Source organism: Janibacter sp. HTCC2649 (assembly GCF_000152705.1).
Classification (GTDB): Bacteria; Actinomycetota; Actinomycetes; order Actinomycetales; family Dermatophilaceae; genus Knoellia.
This window is the reverse complement of the sequence record NZ_CH672413.1, coordinates 935,518-950,234: the sequence shown is the minus strand read 5'-3', so window position 1 is coordinate 950,234 and position 14,717 is coordinate 935,518. Positions and strand designations below refer to the sequence as shown.

The 14,717-nt window shown below is 69.0% G+C and carries 13 protein-coding genes; 5 read left to right on the top strand and 8 right to left on the bottom strand.

Annotated features, from left to right (window positions below; genetic code table 11):
* Window positions 1–175: 175 nt before the first annotated feature.
* The gene (locus JNB_RS04555; RefSeq protein ID WP_040883604.1) at window positions 176–691 is read left to right on the top strand and encodes a DUF3145 domain-containing protein; all 516 of its coding nucleotides are present in this window, start codon (window positions 176–178) and stop codon (window positions 689–691) included.
* 146 nt (window positions 692–837) lie between these two features.
* Here JNB_RS04555 and JNB_RS04550 read toward each other — a convergent pair whose 3' ends face one another.
* The 8 genes from JNB_RS04550 to argG all read right to left on the bottom strand — a co-directional run bounded on the left by JNB_RS04550 (window position 838) and on the right by argG (window position 9,284).
* Entirely contained in the window at window positions 838–2,286 is a 1,449-nt protein-coding gene (locus tag JNB_RS04550) for an acyl-CoA carboxylase subunit beta (protein ID WP_009775236.1), read from the bottom strand.
* Window positions 2,286–3,530 carry a beta-ketoacyl-ACP synthase II gene (gene fabF / locus JNB_RS04545; protein WP_009775235.1) on the bottom strand — a complete coding sequence of 415 codons (1,245 nt, stop codon included), beginning with the start codon at window positions 3,528–3,530 and terminating at the stop codon, window positions 2,286–2,288. Before fabF ends, JNB_RS04550 begins: the two co-directional genes overlap by 1 nt.
* A gap of 79 nt (window positions 3,531–3,609) precedes the next feature.
* The gene (locus JNB_RS04540; protein WP_009775234.1) at window positions 3,610–3,858 is read right to left on the bottom strand and encodes an acyl carrier protein; all 249 of its coding nucleotides are present in this window, start codon (window positions 3,856–3,858) and stop codon (window positions 3,610–3,612) included.
* Window positions 3,859–3,961: 103 nt separating this feature from the next.
* Window positions 3,962–4,963, bottom strand: coding sequence for a beta-ketoacyl-ACP synthase III (locus tag JNB_RS04535; protein ID WP_009775233.1), 1,002 nt, complete (start codon window positions 4,961–4,963; stop codon window positions 3,962–3,964).
* 5 nt (window positions 4,964–4,968) lie between these two features.
* Window positions 4,969–6,147, bottom strand: a complete 1,179-nt coding sequence (locus JNB_RS04530; protein ID WP_009775232.1) for an acyltransferase domain-containing protein — start codon at window positions 6,145–6,147, stop codon at window positions 4,969–4,971.
* Between the two features lie 78 nt (window positions 6,148–6,225).
* Window positions 6,226–7,440 carry a CdaR family transcriptional regulator gene (locus JNB_RS04525; protein WP_040883601.1) on the bottom strand — a complete coding sequence of 405 codons (1,215 nt, stop codon included), beginning with the start codon at window positions 7,438–7,440 and terminating at the stop codon, window positions 6,226–6,228.
* A gap of 67 nt (window positions 7,441–7,507) precedes the next feature.
* Window positions 7,508–7,777: a hypothetical protein gene (locus JNB_RS04520; protein ID WP_009775230.1), complete on the bottom strand. Its 270-nt coding sequence runs from the start codon at window positions 7,775–7,777 to the stop codon at window positions 7,508–7,510.
* A 79-nt stretch (window positions 7,778–7,856) separates the two neighbouring features.
* Window positions 7,857–9,284, bottom strand: coding sequence for an argininosuccinate synthase (gene argG / locus JNB_RS04515; RefSeq protein WP_009775229.1), 1,428 nt, complete (start codon window positions 9,282–9,284; stop codon window positions 7,857–7,859).
* 134 nt (window positions 9,285–9,418) lie between these two features.
* Here argG and JNB_RS04510 point away from each other — a divergent pair, with 134 nt between their 5' ends.
* From JNB_RS04510 to JNB_RS04495, 4 genes are all read left to right on the top strand, one after another.
* Window positions 9,419–10,546, top strand: coding sequence for a glycerophosphodiester phosphodiesterase (locus JNB_RS04510; RefSeq protein ID WP_040883599.1), 1,128 nt, complete (start codon window positions 9,419–9,421; stop codon window positions 10,544–10,546).
* A gap of 157 nt (window positions 10,547–10,703) precedes the next feature.
* Window positions 10,704–12,791, top strand: a complete 2,088-nt coding sequence (locus tag JNB_RS04505) for an MMPL family transporter (protein ID WP_009775227.1) — start codon at window positions 10,704–10,706, stop codon at window positions 12,789–12,791.
* A 15-nt stretch (window positions 12,792–12,806) separates the two neighbouring features.
* A complete protein-coding gene (locus tag JNB_RS04500; RefSeq protein ID WP_009775226.1) occupies window positions 12,807–14,021 on the top strand; it encodes a sensor histidine kinase in 1,215 nt (404 codons plus the stop codon).
* Window positions 14,018–14,671, top strand: a complete 654-nt coding sequence (locus JNB_RS04495; protein ID WP_009775225.1) for a response regulator transcription factor — start codon at window positions 14,018–14,020, stop codon at window positions 14,669–14,671. The genes JNB_RS04500 and JNB_RS04495 overlap by 4 nt, the downstream gene beginning before the upstream one ends.
* The last annotated feature ends 46 nt before the right edge of the window (window positions 14,672–14,717 follow it).

Here is a 14,717-nt window from a genome sequence, read left to right as displayed (position 1 = left end):
TGGTGCTCATGCGGCATGATGTGGCTCACGGTTCCCGAGTTCGCTCGTGGGGCTTTTGACAACGGTGCGTGAGGCACCCTCACAGCAAGCTGAACGGCATACAGAATCTGTTGCCTCCAAGAGACACGTGCGACGGCGTTGGGGAAGACGTCCCTTGCACGTGAAGGAGGCCAGGATGTCTGTCGCGACGCGACGTGTGTCGACCCGGGGAGTGGTGTTCATCCACTCGGCCCCGGCAGCGCTGTGCCCTCACATCAACTGGGCGCTCGAGTCCGCTACGGGCTCGCGCGTCTCCATCGACTGGACCCCGCAGCCGGCTGCGCCCGGCTTCAACCGTGGTGAGTGGTCCTGGATCGGTGAGCAGGGCACGGGCGCCCGCTTGGCCTCCACCCTGCGCGGATGGCAGGGCCTGCGCTACGAGGTGACCGAGGACCCGAGTGCTGGCTGTGACGGCTCGCGCTGGTCCCACACCCCGAGTCTGGGCATCCACCACTCCAACACCTCCGCCAGCGGTGACAACGTCATCAACGAGGAGCGCCTCAAGGAGATCCTCATGCTCGCGCAGGGATCACCCGAGGCCATCACGGAGATGGTCGAAGAGGTCCTCGGCACGGACTGGGACAACGAGCTCGAGCCGTTCCGCTACGCCGGTGACGGCGCGCCCGTCCGTTGGCTGCACAAGGTCGGCTGACACGCCGACTGCGTCACGTCACCACCACGGCGTCGAGAGGCCCGCTCCCGTACAGGGGGAGCGGGCCTCTCGCTTGCCTGAACAAGCAGTGGGGTATGCCGGTTACAGGGCGGGGTCCTCCGGGGAGATCCGAGCCTGCGAGGAAATCACAGGGGAATGTTGCCGTGGTTCCCTCGGCGTTGGGGCGCCTCGGAGATGGCCCGAGCCAGGGCCGATCGAGTCACGTTGGGCTCGACGATCTCGTCGACGACCCCGATCTCGACCGCGCGCGCCAGACCACCGGACAGGGCGTCGTGCTCCTCGGCGAGCTGCTGCTCGACCGCCGCGCGATCGGCGTCATCGACCTCGGCGAGGCGACGACGGTGCAGGATCCGGATGGCAGCCACGGACCCCATGACCGCCACGTGAGCGGTGGGCCACGCGAAGACCTTGGTGGCTCCGAGTGAGCGGGCGTTCATGGCGATGTACGCGCCGCCGTAGGTCTTGCGCGTCACGAGTGTCACGCGGGGCACGACGGCCTCGGCGAACGCGTGCAGCAGCTTGGCCCCACGACGCACGACGCCGTCCCACTCCTGGCCGACGCCGGGAAGGTAGCCGGGGACGTCGACGAGGACGATGAGCGGCACCCCGAACGCGTCGCACATGCGCACGAAGCGAGCGGCCTTCTCGGCCGAGGGGGAGTCGAGGCAGCCACCGAGGCGCATCGGGTTGTTGGCGATGACACCCACCGTGCGACCACCGAAGCGGCCGAGCTGCGTGACGATGTTGGGAGCCCAACGCGGGTGCAGCTCAATGGAATCGGCGCCCTTGTCGAGGACGTTGTCCACGACCGGGTGCACGTCGTAGGCGCGCTTGGCCGACTCGGGGAAGGTCGCCTCGAGGTCGAAGTCCTCGACCTTGGACACGTCGAGCGTGCCCTGGTCGGCGAGCAACGAGCACAGCTGGCGGCCGCGCTCGTAGGCCTGCTCGGTGGAGTCGGTGACGACGTGGACCACACCGCTGCGACGACCGTGCGGCTCGGGTCCGCCGAGGCGCAGGGCATCGACGTTCTCACCCGTGACCGAGCGGACGACATCTGGGCCGGTGACGAAGATGCGGCCGTCCGGAGCCAGGATGACGATGTCGGTCAACGCGGGACCGTAGGCGGCGCCACCGGCGGCGGCGCCGATGACGACAGAGATCTGCGGGATCTTGCCCGACGCGCGGGTCATGATCGCGAAGACCAGCCCGACGGCGTGCAGGCTCACGACACCTTCGGGCAGGCGTGCGCCTCCGGAGTGCCAGATGCCGACGACGGGTATGCCGTCCGCCAACGCTCGTTCGTACGCCGCCACGACGACCTTGCAGCCGGCGACGCCCATGGCGCCACCCATGATCGTGGCGTCGGAGCAGAAGGCGACAGCGCGCACGCCCTGGCACGTGCCGACGGCGGCGAGCATGCCCGAGTCGTCCTCGGGCGTGATCAGCTCGACCGAGCCGTCGTCGAAGAAGGCCTCGAGTCGCAGCCGCGGGTTGCGCGGGTCGGTCGCCCGGTCCGGCTTGGTCTTCGTCGCTGCAGACGCGCTCGCGGAGGACTCGTTGGGCTGGCGCGCCATCAGACGCTCTTCACGGTGAGGGCCACGTTGTGACCGCCGAAGCCGAAGGAGTTGTTGAGCGCGGCGATGTCACCGTCAGGGAGCTTGCGGTGCTCGCCCCGGACGACATCGAGGTGGATCTCGGGGTCGAGGTTCTCGATGTTGATCGTGGCGGGCGCGATGCGGTGGTGCACCGAGAGGATGGTGAACAGGGCCTCGAGAGCGCCAGCGGCACCAAGGAGGTGGCCGGTCATCGACTTCGTCCCACTCACGCACATGCCGTCGGTGTCGTCACCGAAGGCGCGGCGGATGGCGTTGGCCTCCGCGATGTCACCGACCGGGGTCGACGTCGCGTGCGCGTTGATGTGCACGATGTCCTTGGGGGTGAGCCCGGCGCGCTCGACCGCTTCGCGCATGGCTCGCGAGGCACCGGCGCCCTCGGGTTCCGGGGCGCTGATGTGGTAGGCGTCGGAGGAGATCCCGGCCGCGCTGAGTTCGGCGTAGATCCGCGCCCCGCGGGCCTTGGCGTGCTCTTCTGACTCGAGGACGATGACGCCTGCGCCCTCACCCATGACGAAGCCGTCACGGCCCGTGTCATAGGGGCGGGATGCCGCGGTCGGATCGTCGTTGCGCTTGGAGAGCGCCTGCATCTGCGAGAAGCCAGCGAAGGGAAGCGGGTGGATGGCGGCTTCGGTGCCGCCGGCGATGACGATGTCAGCGCGACCCAGGCGGATCTGGTCCATGGCCAGGGCCATCGACTCGGCGCCGGACGCACAGGCCGAGACGGCGGTGTGGGCGCCAGCCCTGGCTCCGAGCGCGAGCGAGACGTTGCCGCTGCTGCTGTTGGGCATGATCATCGGGACGGTCAGGGGGAAGACGCGGCGAACGCCCTTCTCACGCAGGTTGTCCCACTGGCCCAGGAGCGTGGTGACACCGCCCATGCCGGTGCCGATGGCGACCATGAAGCGCTCGGGGTCGACCTCGGGGGCGCCGGCGTCGGCCCACGCCTCGCGGGAGGCGACCATGGCGTACTGCGCGCTCAGGTCCATGCGGCGGCACTCGACCTTCGTCAGCACCTCCTCGGGAGAGGTGTGGATCGAGGCGGCGAACGTGACGGGCAGTTCGTACTCCGCCACCCACTCCTGGGTCAGCGGCCGGGCACCCGACGTGCCGGCGAGGATCGCTTCCCACGTCTGGGTGATCGTCCCGCCGAGCGGGGTGGTGGCTCCGAGACCCGTGACGACGACGCGACGTTCGGTGCTCATGTCGATGACTCCTTGGCGTGGGGGTGGTGTCCCGGCGCCGCCCCCACGAGGTGGGGGCGGCGCCGACGGATCAGCTGGTTCAGCTCTGGCTGTTCTTGATGAACGTGACGGCGTCGCCGACGGTGCGGAGGTTCTTGACCTCGTCGTCGGGGATGCGCACGCCGAACTTCTCCTCGGCGTTGACGACGATCGTCATCATCGACAGCGAGTCGATGTCGAGGTCGTCCGTGAACGCCTTGTCACTCTGGACGGTCTCGGGGTCGAGGCCGGTCTCCTCGTTGACGATCTCTGCGAGACCCGCGAGGATCTCCTGCTCGCTCTGAGCCATGTGTCCTGCTCCTTCATGGTTCGGGTCCGCCGGTTGCGGACGCTCTGGGGTGTTGCTGGGTGGTGCGTTGTGGTCCGTGATGACCCGCGGACCGCGGGAGTCTCTAGGGCAGGACGACGACCTGCGCGGCATACACGAGGCCTGCCCCGAAGCCGATCTGCAGGGCCAGGCCACCGCGAGGGGCAAGGCCCTCGCGCAGCAGCCGCTCGGTGGCGAGCGGCACAGAGGCGGCCGACGTGTTGGCGGAGTCGATGACATCGCGGGCGACGGCAACGTGCTCGGGCATCTTGAGCTGCTTGCACATCGCGTCGATGATGCGGTTGTTCGCCTGGTGCGGGATGAAGGCGTCGAGCTGGTCGACCGTGACACCGGCGGCGTCGAGGGCCTTCTGCGCCACGGGGGCCATGCCCCACACGGCCCAACGGAAGACGCTCTGGCCCTTCATGCCGATCGTGGGCCAGCCGAGGTCGTGGTCGCGCACGTCGACCCAGCTGTCGTTCTGGGCGATGACGTCCCACTTGTCGCCCTCGGAGCCCCACACCGTCGGCCCGATGGCCGGAGTGTCGGACGGGGAGACGATCGCGGCGCCGGCGCCGTCACCGAAGATGAAGGCGGTGCCGCGGTCGGTCGGGCTGGTGAAGTCGGAGAGACGCTCGACTCCGACGACGAGGACGTTGCGGGCGCTGCCGCCTCGAACCATGTCGTGGGCCAACGAGATGCCGTGGCAGTAGCCCGCGCAGGCAGCCGAGATGTCGAAGGCGGCCGGGTTGCTCATGCCCATGAGGTGCGCGAGCGCCGGTGCGGCAGCGGGGGTTTGGTACGGGTGGGTCACCGTCGCGAGGATGACGGCGTCGATGTCGGTGGGCTCCAGACCAGCCATCTCCAGGGCGCCACGCGAGGCCGCCTCGGACATCTCGATGACGCTCTCACCGTCGCCGGCGCGATAGCGGGTCTTGATGCCGGAGCGCTCCTGGATCCACTCGTCCGAGGAGTCGATCGCGTCGACGATCTCGGAGTTGGGGACGATGCGCCGTGGGCGGTAGGCGCCGATCCCGGAGATGCGCGTGTGGGCTGCCCCCGTGGTGGAGGCGATGACTGGGGCCATCTGGCTCAGCCTTCCTGGGGGTGCAGGCGAAGGATCGGTTGGCCGGGGGAGACGGGGTCGCCGTCCTCGACGAGCCACTCGACGATGCGGCCGCCGTGGGGTGCGACGACGTCGTAGGAGTCACGCAGCGTGCCCACCGTGGCGATGACGCTCCCGGCCTCGACGGCGGTGCCGAGCTCGGTCGCCGTGAACGAGACCATGCCCTTGGCGGGGCTGATGACGAGGCGCCACGTCGGGTCCTGGGCGACGCCCGTCGAGACGGCGTGCTCCTTGACCATGCGGTGGGCCTGCTCAAGGTCGTCCGGCGACTTGAGCGCGAGGATCTCGACGTCCTTGAGGGCGCGCTTGGCCAGACCGGCCAGAGTCCCCGCGGGCGGGATCTCGATGATCCCGGTGACGCCGAGCTCCTTGAAGGTCTGCATCGTGAGGTCCCAGCGCACCGGGTTGCTCACCTGGCTGACGAGCCGGCCGAGCACCTCGCGCCCGCTGTGGACGACGGCGCCGTCGCGGTTGGAGACGAGGGGCACGCGGGCGTCGTGGGTCGACATCGCCTTGGCGTAGCCAGCCAGCACGTTGACGGCCGGGGCCATGTGCTCAGTGTGGAACGCGCCGGCGACCTTGAGCGCGATGACCCGGGTCTTGGCCGGCGGGTCAGCGGCGAGGGCAGCGAGCTGCTCCATCGTGCCGGCGGCGACGACCTGGCCAGCGCCGTTGATGTTGGCGGGGGTGAGTCCGTGGCGCTCGATCGCGGCGATGACCTCATCGGGGTCGCCACCCATGACGGCGCTCATCCCGGTGGGCTGCACGGCGCTCGCGGCGGCCATGGCATTGCCACGCTCACGCACGAAGACCATCGCCTGCTCGGCCGAGATCACACCACCGGCTGCGGCGGCCGTGATCTCACCGACGGAGTGGCCCGCACCGGCGCCGACGAGTCGGAAGCCGTCTGCCGGGTGCTGGAACAGCGCCAGCAGCGAGACGAGTCCCGACGCGACGATGAGGGGCTGGGCGACTGCCGTGTCCTTGATCGTCTCCTCGTCGGACTCGGTCCCGTGTTTGACGAGATCGATGCCTGCGACGGCGGAGAGCCACCCCATCCGCTCGCGCAGACCGGGGATGTCGAGCCAAGGGGTGAGGAAGCCGGGGGACTGGGAGCCCTGTCCAGGGCAGACGACGACAAGCACCTCTTCAGAGTGGCCGTCGTCGGGTGCTCGAGGAGCAACGGGCAGCAACGATTCTCGGGCCCGAGATCTGTAGGTTTCCTACAACTCGAGCGCGGCGGTCCCGGTTCCACGCGTGAGCCGACCGGACGGTTCCGGGGCTACTCGCCCGTAGGCGAGAGCGAGGCGCACCGTCTGCGCGTCGTGCGGGTCGGTGAGGTCGTAGCCGATGGTGTCGGCGATCTTGCCGAGCCGATAGCGCACGGTGTTGGTGTGGACGAAGAGCGCGCGCGACGTGCCCTCGAGCCCGAGCCCGCCATCGAGATAGGCAGCTGCGGTCTCGAGGAGATTGCCGCCGCCGCTGGCCGACAGGGGCGCATAGACACTCGACACCAGAGCGGCGCGAGCGGGCAGGTCGCCGAGCAGGGCCCGCTCCGCCAGGAGGTCGTCACTGCGGACCGGACGAGGGGCGGTGGGCCAGGCAGGAGCCGCGGTGTGACCGGAGAGCGCGGCACGCGCGCTGCGCCCCGCGGCATACAGGTGCGGGACAACGGGACCCACGACGATCGGACCCTCGCCGAAGTGTTCGGCGAGGTGGGACGCGGTGGTGAGGGCGTCCGTGACACGGCCGACGATGCTGACGATCCGGCGGCCGTGGATGGCGACGAGCACCTCCACGCCATGTCGTTTGGCGCCGCGGTGCAGCTCGTCGACCACTCGTGCCGTGCCTGTGCCAGGGGTGGATCCGACGATGACGCACACGTCGGTCGTCGTGCCCCAGCCAAGTGCCGACGCTCGCGACTGCATGGAGTCGTCGGCTTCGCCACGGATGACCGCGTCGACGACGAGGGCTTCGAGTCGGGCGTCCCACGCGCCGCGCGCCTCGGCCGCGTGGGCGTAGACCTCGGCGACGGAGAAGGCGATCTCACGGCTGTAGCGCAGCACGGCCTCGCGCACCTTGGTCTCATCGCCCCTGGATGCCAGGTGCATCGACTCGCGCTCGACGACGTCGACGACGGTGCGCATGAGGTCGAGGGTCTGGCCGAGGCTGATCGAGCGAGTCAGCTCACGCGGGGCCGTGCCGAAGACATCGGCGGTGACGTGGGCGTGGTCCTGGCTGCCGCTGAACCACTCGATGAACGACTTGATGCCGGCCTGGGCGACGAGCCCGACCCACGAGCGTTCTTCGGCGGGCAGGGCGCGATACCACTCGTGGTCGCTCTCCATCTGCTGCACAGCCGCCGCGCCGAGATCTCCGGCGGTGCGTTCGACCCGACGACGGGTCGCTGCCGAAGGTCGGCTTTTCGAGGTGGCCACGCTGGAAGTCTATTTGTATGCCGTGCACAACCACACGGCATACGCGATCGTCTCGCGGTGTGCGCCCTCAGGCCTGCCAGTCGAGGACCTGTTCGCCGAAGGTGATCGTGGCGAACCACACCGCCGCCGCGATGAAGGGAAGCAGCAGGACGACCCACGGCCGCCGGGTGAACCAGCGGACCGAGCACACTGCGAGCACCGCCCAGATCAGCAGCAGGACGACGATGGCCCACAGGGGAGCGACCAGTCCGGATGACACGTAGAACGGCAGGGCGGCGACCAGTCCCAGCACGCCGAGGGTCGCAACCACTCGCTCGAGAAGGCGTCGTCCGTCCATCCCGCCAGCATCCACCCCACCCGCCTCGTGTGCCTGAGAACGAGGAATTTCCCGTTGTCAGGCACACAAGGCGGGGGTGTCAGTCGGTTCCGAACTCCATGGCAGCGCGGTCGAGGGCGTCGTCGTCGGGACCGCCATCGGCGGGGTTGTCGGCGATGCGGTCGTAACCGCCAGCAGGCAGCTCGCCGAAGAGTGTGCCGTTCTCGACGAGCAACTGGCCCTGGTCGACGGGCTGGCCGGCGTAGATCTCGAGCTTGGCCCGGCTGTCGGCGATGTCGAGGTTGCGCATGGTCAGCTGGCCGATCCGGTCCAGGGGCCCGAATGCGGCGTTCTCGACTCGCTCCATCGACAGCTTGTCCGGGTGGTAGCTGAAGTGCTCGCCCGTCGTGTTGACGATCGAGTAGTCGTCCCCGCGACGCAGCCGGAGGGTGACCTCGCCCGTGACGACCGACGCGATCCACCGCTGGATCGCCTCGCGCATCATGAGCGACTGCGGATCGAGCCACCGGCCCTCGTAGAGAAGACGGCCGAGACGACGGCCTTCGGTGTGGTAGTTCGCGATGGTGTCCTCGTTGTGGACCGCGTTGAGCAGGCGCTCGTAGGCGATGTGGAGCAGGGCCATGCCCGGCGCCTCGTAGATGCCGCGCGACTTCGCCTCGATGATGCGGTTCTCGATCTGGTCGGACATGCCGAGCCCGTGGCGACCACCGATGGTGTTGGCGAGGTCCACGAGAGCGACGGGGGGCAGGTCCTCGCCGTTGATCGCGACGGGCCGGCCCTGGACGAAGCGAATCCGCACGTCCTCCGGCTCGATCGCGACGGAGGGGTCCCAGTGCTTGACGCCCATGATCGGCTCGACGACCTCCATGGACTCGTCGAGGTGCTCGAGCGTCTTTGCCTCGTGCGTCGCGCCCCAGATGTTGGCGTCGGTCGAGTAGGCCTTCTCGGCGCTGGCCTTGTAGGGAAGGTCGCGTGCGGTGAGCCACTCGCTCATCTCGTGCCGGCCACCCAGTTCGCTCACGAACGCGGCGTCGAGCCACGGCTTGTAGATGCGCAGGCCGGGGTTGGCGAGCAGCCCGTAGCGGTAGAAGCGCTCGATGTCGTTGCCCTTGAAGGTCGACCCGTCGCCCCAGATCGAGACGTCGTCGGCCTGCATGGCGCGCACGAGCAGGGTGCCGGTGACGGCGCGACCCAGTGGGGTGGTGTTGAAGTAGGTCTTGCCGCCACTACGAATGTGGAAGGCGCCGCAGGCGATCGCTGACAGGCCCTCCTCCACGAGTGCGCTGCGGCAGTCGACGAGCCGGGCGATCTCCGCGCCGTACTCTCCGGCGCGCGTTGGCACCGTGTCGATCTCGGGCTCGTCGTACTGACCGAGGTCAGCCGTGTACGTGCACGGAACGGCGCCCTTCTCGCGCATCCACGCGACAGCAACAGAGGTGTCGAGACCTCCGGAGAAGGCGATGCCGACGCGCTCGCCGACGGGCAGGGAAGTGAGTACCTTGGACACAATGCAAGACTATACAGTCCGGCGCATAACCACAAATGCGTGAGTATGCCGGGTGCCCAGGTGTTCGGGGCTGGTCACCTCCGGTCCATCTCCTCGACAGGCGGTGTGACCGGCACCGCCCTACGTTGAAGGGCATGAAGCGATCTCTGGTAGCTCTGTCCGTGGCAACCGGTCTGGCCCTTTCTTCGGTGGCCCTGACCTCTGGTGCGCAGGCCGACGCACCGCCTGCGTCCAACGGCCTTGCGAAGTTTGCGACCCCGCTCGTCCACGCTCACCGCGGAGCCTCGGGGTATCGGCCCGAGCACACGCTCGCGGCCTACCGGCTGGCGGTGCAGCTCGGGGCGGACTACATCGAGCCGGACCTCGTCATGACCAAGGACGGCGTTCTCGTCGACCGTCACGAGCCGGAGATCGGCGGAACGACCGACGTCGCGACCCACCCCGAGTTCGCCGACCGCAAGGTCACCAAGTCGCTCGATGGCAAGGCGACCACCGGCTGGTGGGTGGAGGACTTCACCCTCGCCGAGCTCAAGACGCTGCGCGCGAAGGAGCGCATCCCTGCCCTGCGCCCCGAGAGCGCGAGCTACGACGGTCAGTTCGAGGTGCCGACCCTGGAGGAGGTGCTCGCCCTGCGCGAGGAGCTCAGCACCCAGACCGGTCGCACGGTCGGCGTCATCCCCGAGATCAAGCACTCGACCTTCATGCACGAGGCGGGTCTCGACCCCGAGGTCGCCCTCATGACGGCCCTTCGCACGCACGGTCTCAACCGTCCGAACGCCGCACTGTGGGTGCAGAGCTTCGAGCTCACCCCGCTGGTCCGTCTCGACAACGAGCTCGGCTACAAGGCCAACCTCGTGTTCCTCGTCAGCGCGAGCGGCCGGCCGTTCGACCTCGAGGACCAGGGGGACCCGCGCACCTACACCGACCTCCTCACGCCGGCCAGTCTGAAGTCGCTCGACAAGGACATCGACGGTCTCGGTGTCGACAAGGCGCGCGTCATCCCGCGCAAGGCCGACGGGACGCTCGGCACACCGACCAGCCTCGTCGCCGACGCGCACAAGGTCGGGCTCGACGTCACGCCGTGGACCTTCCGCGCCGAGAACTCGTTCCTTCCCGTGGACTACCGGATCGGAACCAACCCGGCGACGTATGGCCGCATGGGTGACGAGGTGACCCGCTTCTTCGAGGCCGGTGTCGACGGCGTCTTCTGCGACCAGCCCGACATCTGCGTCGCCGCGCGCAAGGCGTTCCTCGCCCGCTGAGACCTGCAGTTCGACTTCGTGCCCGAAACGGACACGCTGAGGGAGGCCTTCGGCCGACCGAGCGTGTCCGTTTCGGGCACGAAGTGGCTCCCTCATCGGCCGAAAGGTTGATGCTGGGCGGAGGCGGTGGTGAGGGTCGAATTCCTACCGTCGAGACATGGCCCTCATCTCTGCTCTCACCTCCCGCCGGGGAGCCTGGATCACCCTCGCTCTCGGCCTCCTCCTCAGCCTCGGCATCATGGGCGGACTCGGCGCGGCGCAGGCGCCACCTCGGGCCTCCGCGGCTCCGACCACCTCGGAGTCGGCACGCGTCGCCGACCTGGTGAAGCAGTTCCCCAGCGCCGACATCCAGAGCGTCCTGGTCGTTGCAACCCGTGACGACGGGGCCGTGGTGACCGACGCTGAAACGACCGCGTTGACCGCCCTCGGACAGTCCCTGCCCCCGGTCGACGGCCATCCGGCCACCCCGGCGGTGACCTCGGGTGACGGGCGGGCGGCACTGGTCCAGGTTCCCCTGGTCGCCTCGGACGACAACGGCGCGAACGCCGACACGATCACCCACCTTCGTGAGCTCGTGCGGGCCCAGACACCTGCCGGCATGTCGGTCCTCGTCACGGGCGGCCCGGCCTTTGGCGCCGACATCGCTCAGGCCTTCGACGGCGCCAACATCACCCTGCTCCTGGTGACGATCGCAGTGGTGGCCCTGCTCCTCCTGCTGACCTATCGCTCGCCCATCCTCTGGCTCGTCCCCGTCATCGTCGTCGGCCTCGCCGATCAATTGGCCACCGTCCTCACCAAGGCGCTCGGCTCGGCCGCGGACCTCTCCTTCGACGCCGGCATCGTCAGCGTCCTCGTCTTCGGTGCGGGCACGAACTACGCGATGCTGCTCATCTCGCGTTACCGCGAGAAACTTCGTCACGAGCCGGACCACCGGATCGCTCTCGCCCAAGCATGGCGCGCCACCGTGCCCGCCATCGTCGCGAGCAACGCCACCGTCGTCGTGGCCCTGGCCACCTTGGCACTCGCCGTCATCCCCGGCACTCGCGGACTTGGCTTGGCCACTGCGCTCGGCCTCGTCGTCGCTCTCGTTGCCGTGCTCACTCTGCTCCCTGCGGCGCTCGCGGTCACCGGGCGCCGGATCTTCTGGCCGATGGTGCCCGTCGTCGATCGCACCGATGAACACGCTTCCTCCCTGTGGGGTTCGGTCGCCGGAGCCGTCATGCGTCGCCCCGCCGCCGTCGTGGCATCGGGACTGCTCGTCCTCGGCGTGCTCGCGGCCGGACTCGCAGGGACCAAAGTCGGCCTCGCTCAGACCGAACAGTTCCGTGTCGCGTCCGAGTCGGCCACCGGGCTCGAGGTGCTGAGCCAGCACTTCCCGGCGGGTGCGGCTCAGCCACTCACCGTGGTGACGAATGCCGACCGCGTCGATGCGGTGACGGTTGCCCTGTCGAGCCTCCCCGGAGTCGACTCTGTTCGGCCGATCGAGGGCACGACACCCGGTGCGACCCCACTCGCGCGGATCAGCGTCATCACACAGGCTGACCCTGGCACCGCGACCGCACGGGAGACGGTGGAGACCGTGCGCTCGGCGGCCCATGCCGTGCCCGGAGCCGATGCCGTCGTCGGTGGTCAGCAGGCCGTCGACCTCGACGCCCGCGACGGCAACAGCCGCGACCTGATGCTCATCGTGCCGCTCATCCTGCTCGTCAATGCGCTGGTCCTCGTCGCGCTGACCCGTTCGCTCGTCGCGCCGATGGTCCTCCTCGGGGTCAACATCGTCAGCGCCCTCGCGACGATCGGCGCCGGCTCATGGATCGGTCGACACCTCCTCGACTGGCCGGCCCTCGACCTCCAGGTCCCGCTGCTGTCGTTCCTCTTCCTCGTGGCCCTCGGGATCGACTACACGATCTTCCTCGTCCACCGTGCCCGCTCCGAGGCTGTCGTCCATGGCACCCGGCCCGGGATGGTGCGCGCGGTGGCTGGCACCGGAGCCGTCATCACGAGTGCAGGGCTGGTGCTCGCTGCCGTCTTCGCCGCGCTGGGAGTGCTGCCGCTCGTGGCGCTGGGTCAGCTTGGCCTCATCGTCGGGCTCGGCGTCGTCATCGACACGTTCCTCGTCCGCACCGTGCTCGTCCCCGGGGTCTTCGGACTCCTCGGAGACCGGGTCTGGTGGCCGACGCGTCCTCCGCAGATCGAAGCAGTGACGGCACAGCCCCAGCCTTCGGACCTCGCTCCGGTCGGCTGAAGTAGCGTCGCCGACATGCACCGCGTCATGCGCACGCTGACGGTGGTCCAGCACATCCTCTTCGGGGTGCTGGCCGCCGTCTGCGTGACGCGTTCCTGGTCGACCGGCGCTCCTCGCGTCCCGCTGGTCGTCGCTGCCGTCGCCCTTCTTGCCTGGTATGCCGTGGGCCTGCGGTGGGGTGCCCGCTCGACCGATCCGTCCGGGTCGGCGGTGGCTGGCACCCACGGCCGTTGGTGGCTGCTTGGACTCGTGGCCTGCTGGCTGGCCCTCGTCCTCGTGTCCTCCGAGAATGTCTGGCTGGCCTTCAGCCTGTGGCTCCTCATCCCGCACTTCTTCCCCGTGCGGTGGGCGGTAGTGATCAGCGTCGGCGTTCTCGCAGTCGTGATCTGGCGTCCCTGGTTCGAGACCGGAGGGCTGACAGTCGCCGAGGCGCTCGGACCGGCCATTGGTGCCCTCTTCGCCTTCGCTCTGTCCCGGGGCCAGCACCAGCTCGTGCGCGACGCCATCGAGCGGCAACGACTCGTCGACTCACTCGTCAAGGCCCAGGACGAGATGGCCGCCCTGCACGACGAGCTCGCGTCCTCACAACGCGAAGCCGGCGTCCTCCAGGAGCGTGGACGGCTGTCGCGCGACATCCACGACACTCTCGCCCAGGGCTTCTCGTCGATCGTTCTGCTCGCCCGCGGGCGATCCGTCGTCGCGGGTGAAGCGGGGCTCACCGACCTGCTCACCCAGATCGAGTCCACGGCCAGCAGCAACCTGACCGAAGCGCGTGAGGTGGTCAGTGCCCTTGCGCCAAAAACGTTGTCGGACAGCGGTTTGGTGCAGGCGCTGGGACGAATCGTCGACACGCTCTCGCGGGAGACCGGCATAGCCACGGAGTTGAGAGTCGAGGGTGAGCCGCTGCACCTGCCGACCGCCAACGAGGTCGCGCTGCTGCGCACTGCGCAAGGCGCCCTCGCCAATGTCCGATCACACTCGGGCGCCGGCCGGGTCGTCGTGACCCTCTCTGGCCTCGAGGACCGTGTCCTGCTCGAGGTCGTCGACGACGGACGGGGCTTCGACCCCGAAGCGGTGGCTGAGCGGGCGGGGGCCTACAGCCATGGCGGCTACGGCCTGCCGTCGACAAGGGCACGGTTGCGCGAGCTCGGGGGAGACCTCGTGCTCGAGTCCGCGCCGGGGGAGGGCACCGCCCTCTCGGCCCACCTGCCGCTTGGGACTGCTCGATGACCGAGCCCGGCATCACCCACCCCGAAAGCCCGATCCGGGTGCTCATCGTTGACGACCACCCGGTGGTGCGCTCGGGCATGCGCACCCTGCTCGCGGCCTCGCCCTGCATCGAGATCGTCGGTGAAGCAGGCAACGGTGACGAAGCCCTGGCACTCGTCGGATCGACCTCTCCCGACGTCGTGCTCAGCGACCTGCGACTCGGCGCCGGGCTCGACGGGGTGGGCGTGACCAGGGCTGTGCGGGCGACCCACCCGGACGTGGCCGTGCTCATCATCACGACCTTCGACCACGACGCCGACATTGTCAGAGCCGTGGAGGCGGGGGCGGCGGGCTACCTGCTCAAGGACGCCCTGCCCGACGAGATCATCGCCGCGATCCGAGCGGCCGCCGTCGGTGAGACGGTGCTGTCGGCCCAGCTCACCCAACGTGTCGTCGAGACGATGCGTGTCGGTCAGCGGCCCCTGAGTGAACGCGAACGCGAGGTCCTCGTTCTCGTCGGCGAGGGCCTGTCCAACGACGAGATCGCCAAGCAGCTCTTCATCAGCCGCGCGACGGTGAAGACCCACCTGCGCCACCTTTTCGGCAAGCTCGAAGCGGACTCGCGCACGGGAGCCGTGGCGACCGCCCGCAGACTCGGCCTCATCGGCTGAGGCGAGCGGGCGGCATACCCAAGTTTGCGTCTTCGTGCCCGAGACG

Coding starts and splice junctions, on each gene's coding strand:
- JNB_RS04550 (WP_009775236.1), bottom strand. CDS start 2,286: ATGGCGCGCCAGCCCAACGAGTCCTCCGCGAGCGCGTCTGCAGCGACG.
- fabF (WP_009775235.1), bottom strand. CDS start 3,530: ATGAGCACCGAACGTCGCGTCGTCGTCACGGGTCTCGGAGCCACCACC.
- JNB_RS04510 (WP_040883599.1), top strand. CDS start 9,419: ATGAAGCGATCTCTGGTAGCTCTGTCCGTGGCAACCGGTCTGGCCCTT.
- JNB_RS04520 (WP_009775230.1), bottom strand. CDS start 7,777: ATGGACGGACGACGCCTTCTCGAGCGAGTGGTTGCGACCCTCGGCGTG.
- JNB_RS04540 (WP_009775234.1), bottom strand. CDS start 3,858: ATGGCTCAGAGCGAGCAGGAGATCCTCGCGGGTCTCGCAGAGATCGTC.
- JNB_RS04555 (WP_040883604.1), top strand. CDS start 176: ATGTCTGTCGCGACGCGACGTGTGTCGACCCGGGGAGTGGTGTTCATC.
- JNB_RS04495 (WP_009775225.1), top strand. CDS start 14,018: ATGACCGAGCCCGGCATCACCCACCCCGAAAGCCCGATCCGGGTGCTC.
- JNB_RS04505 (WP_009775227.1), top strand. CDS start 10,704: ATGGCCCTCATCTCTGCTCTCACCTCCCGCCGGGGAGCCTGGATCACC.
- JNB_RS04535 (WP_009775233.1), bottom strand. CDS start 4,963: ATGGCCCCAGTCATCGCCTCCACCACGGGGGCAGCCCACACGCGCATC.
- JNB_RS04500 (WP_009775226.1), top strand. CDS start 12,807: ATGCACCGCGTCATGCGCACGCTGACGGTGGTCCAGCACATCCTCTTC.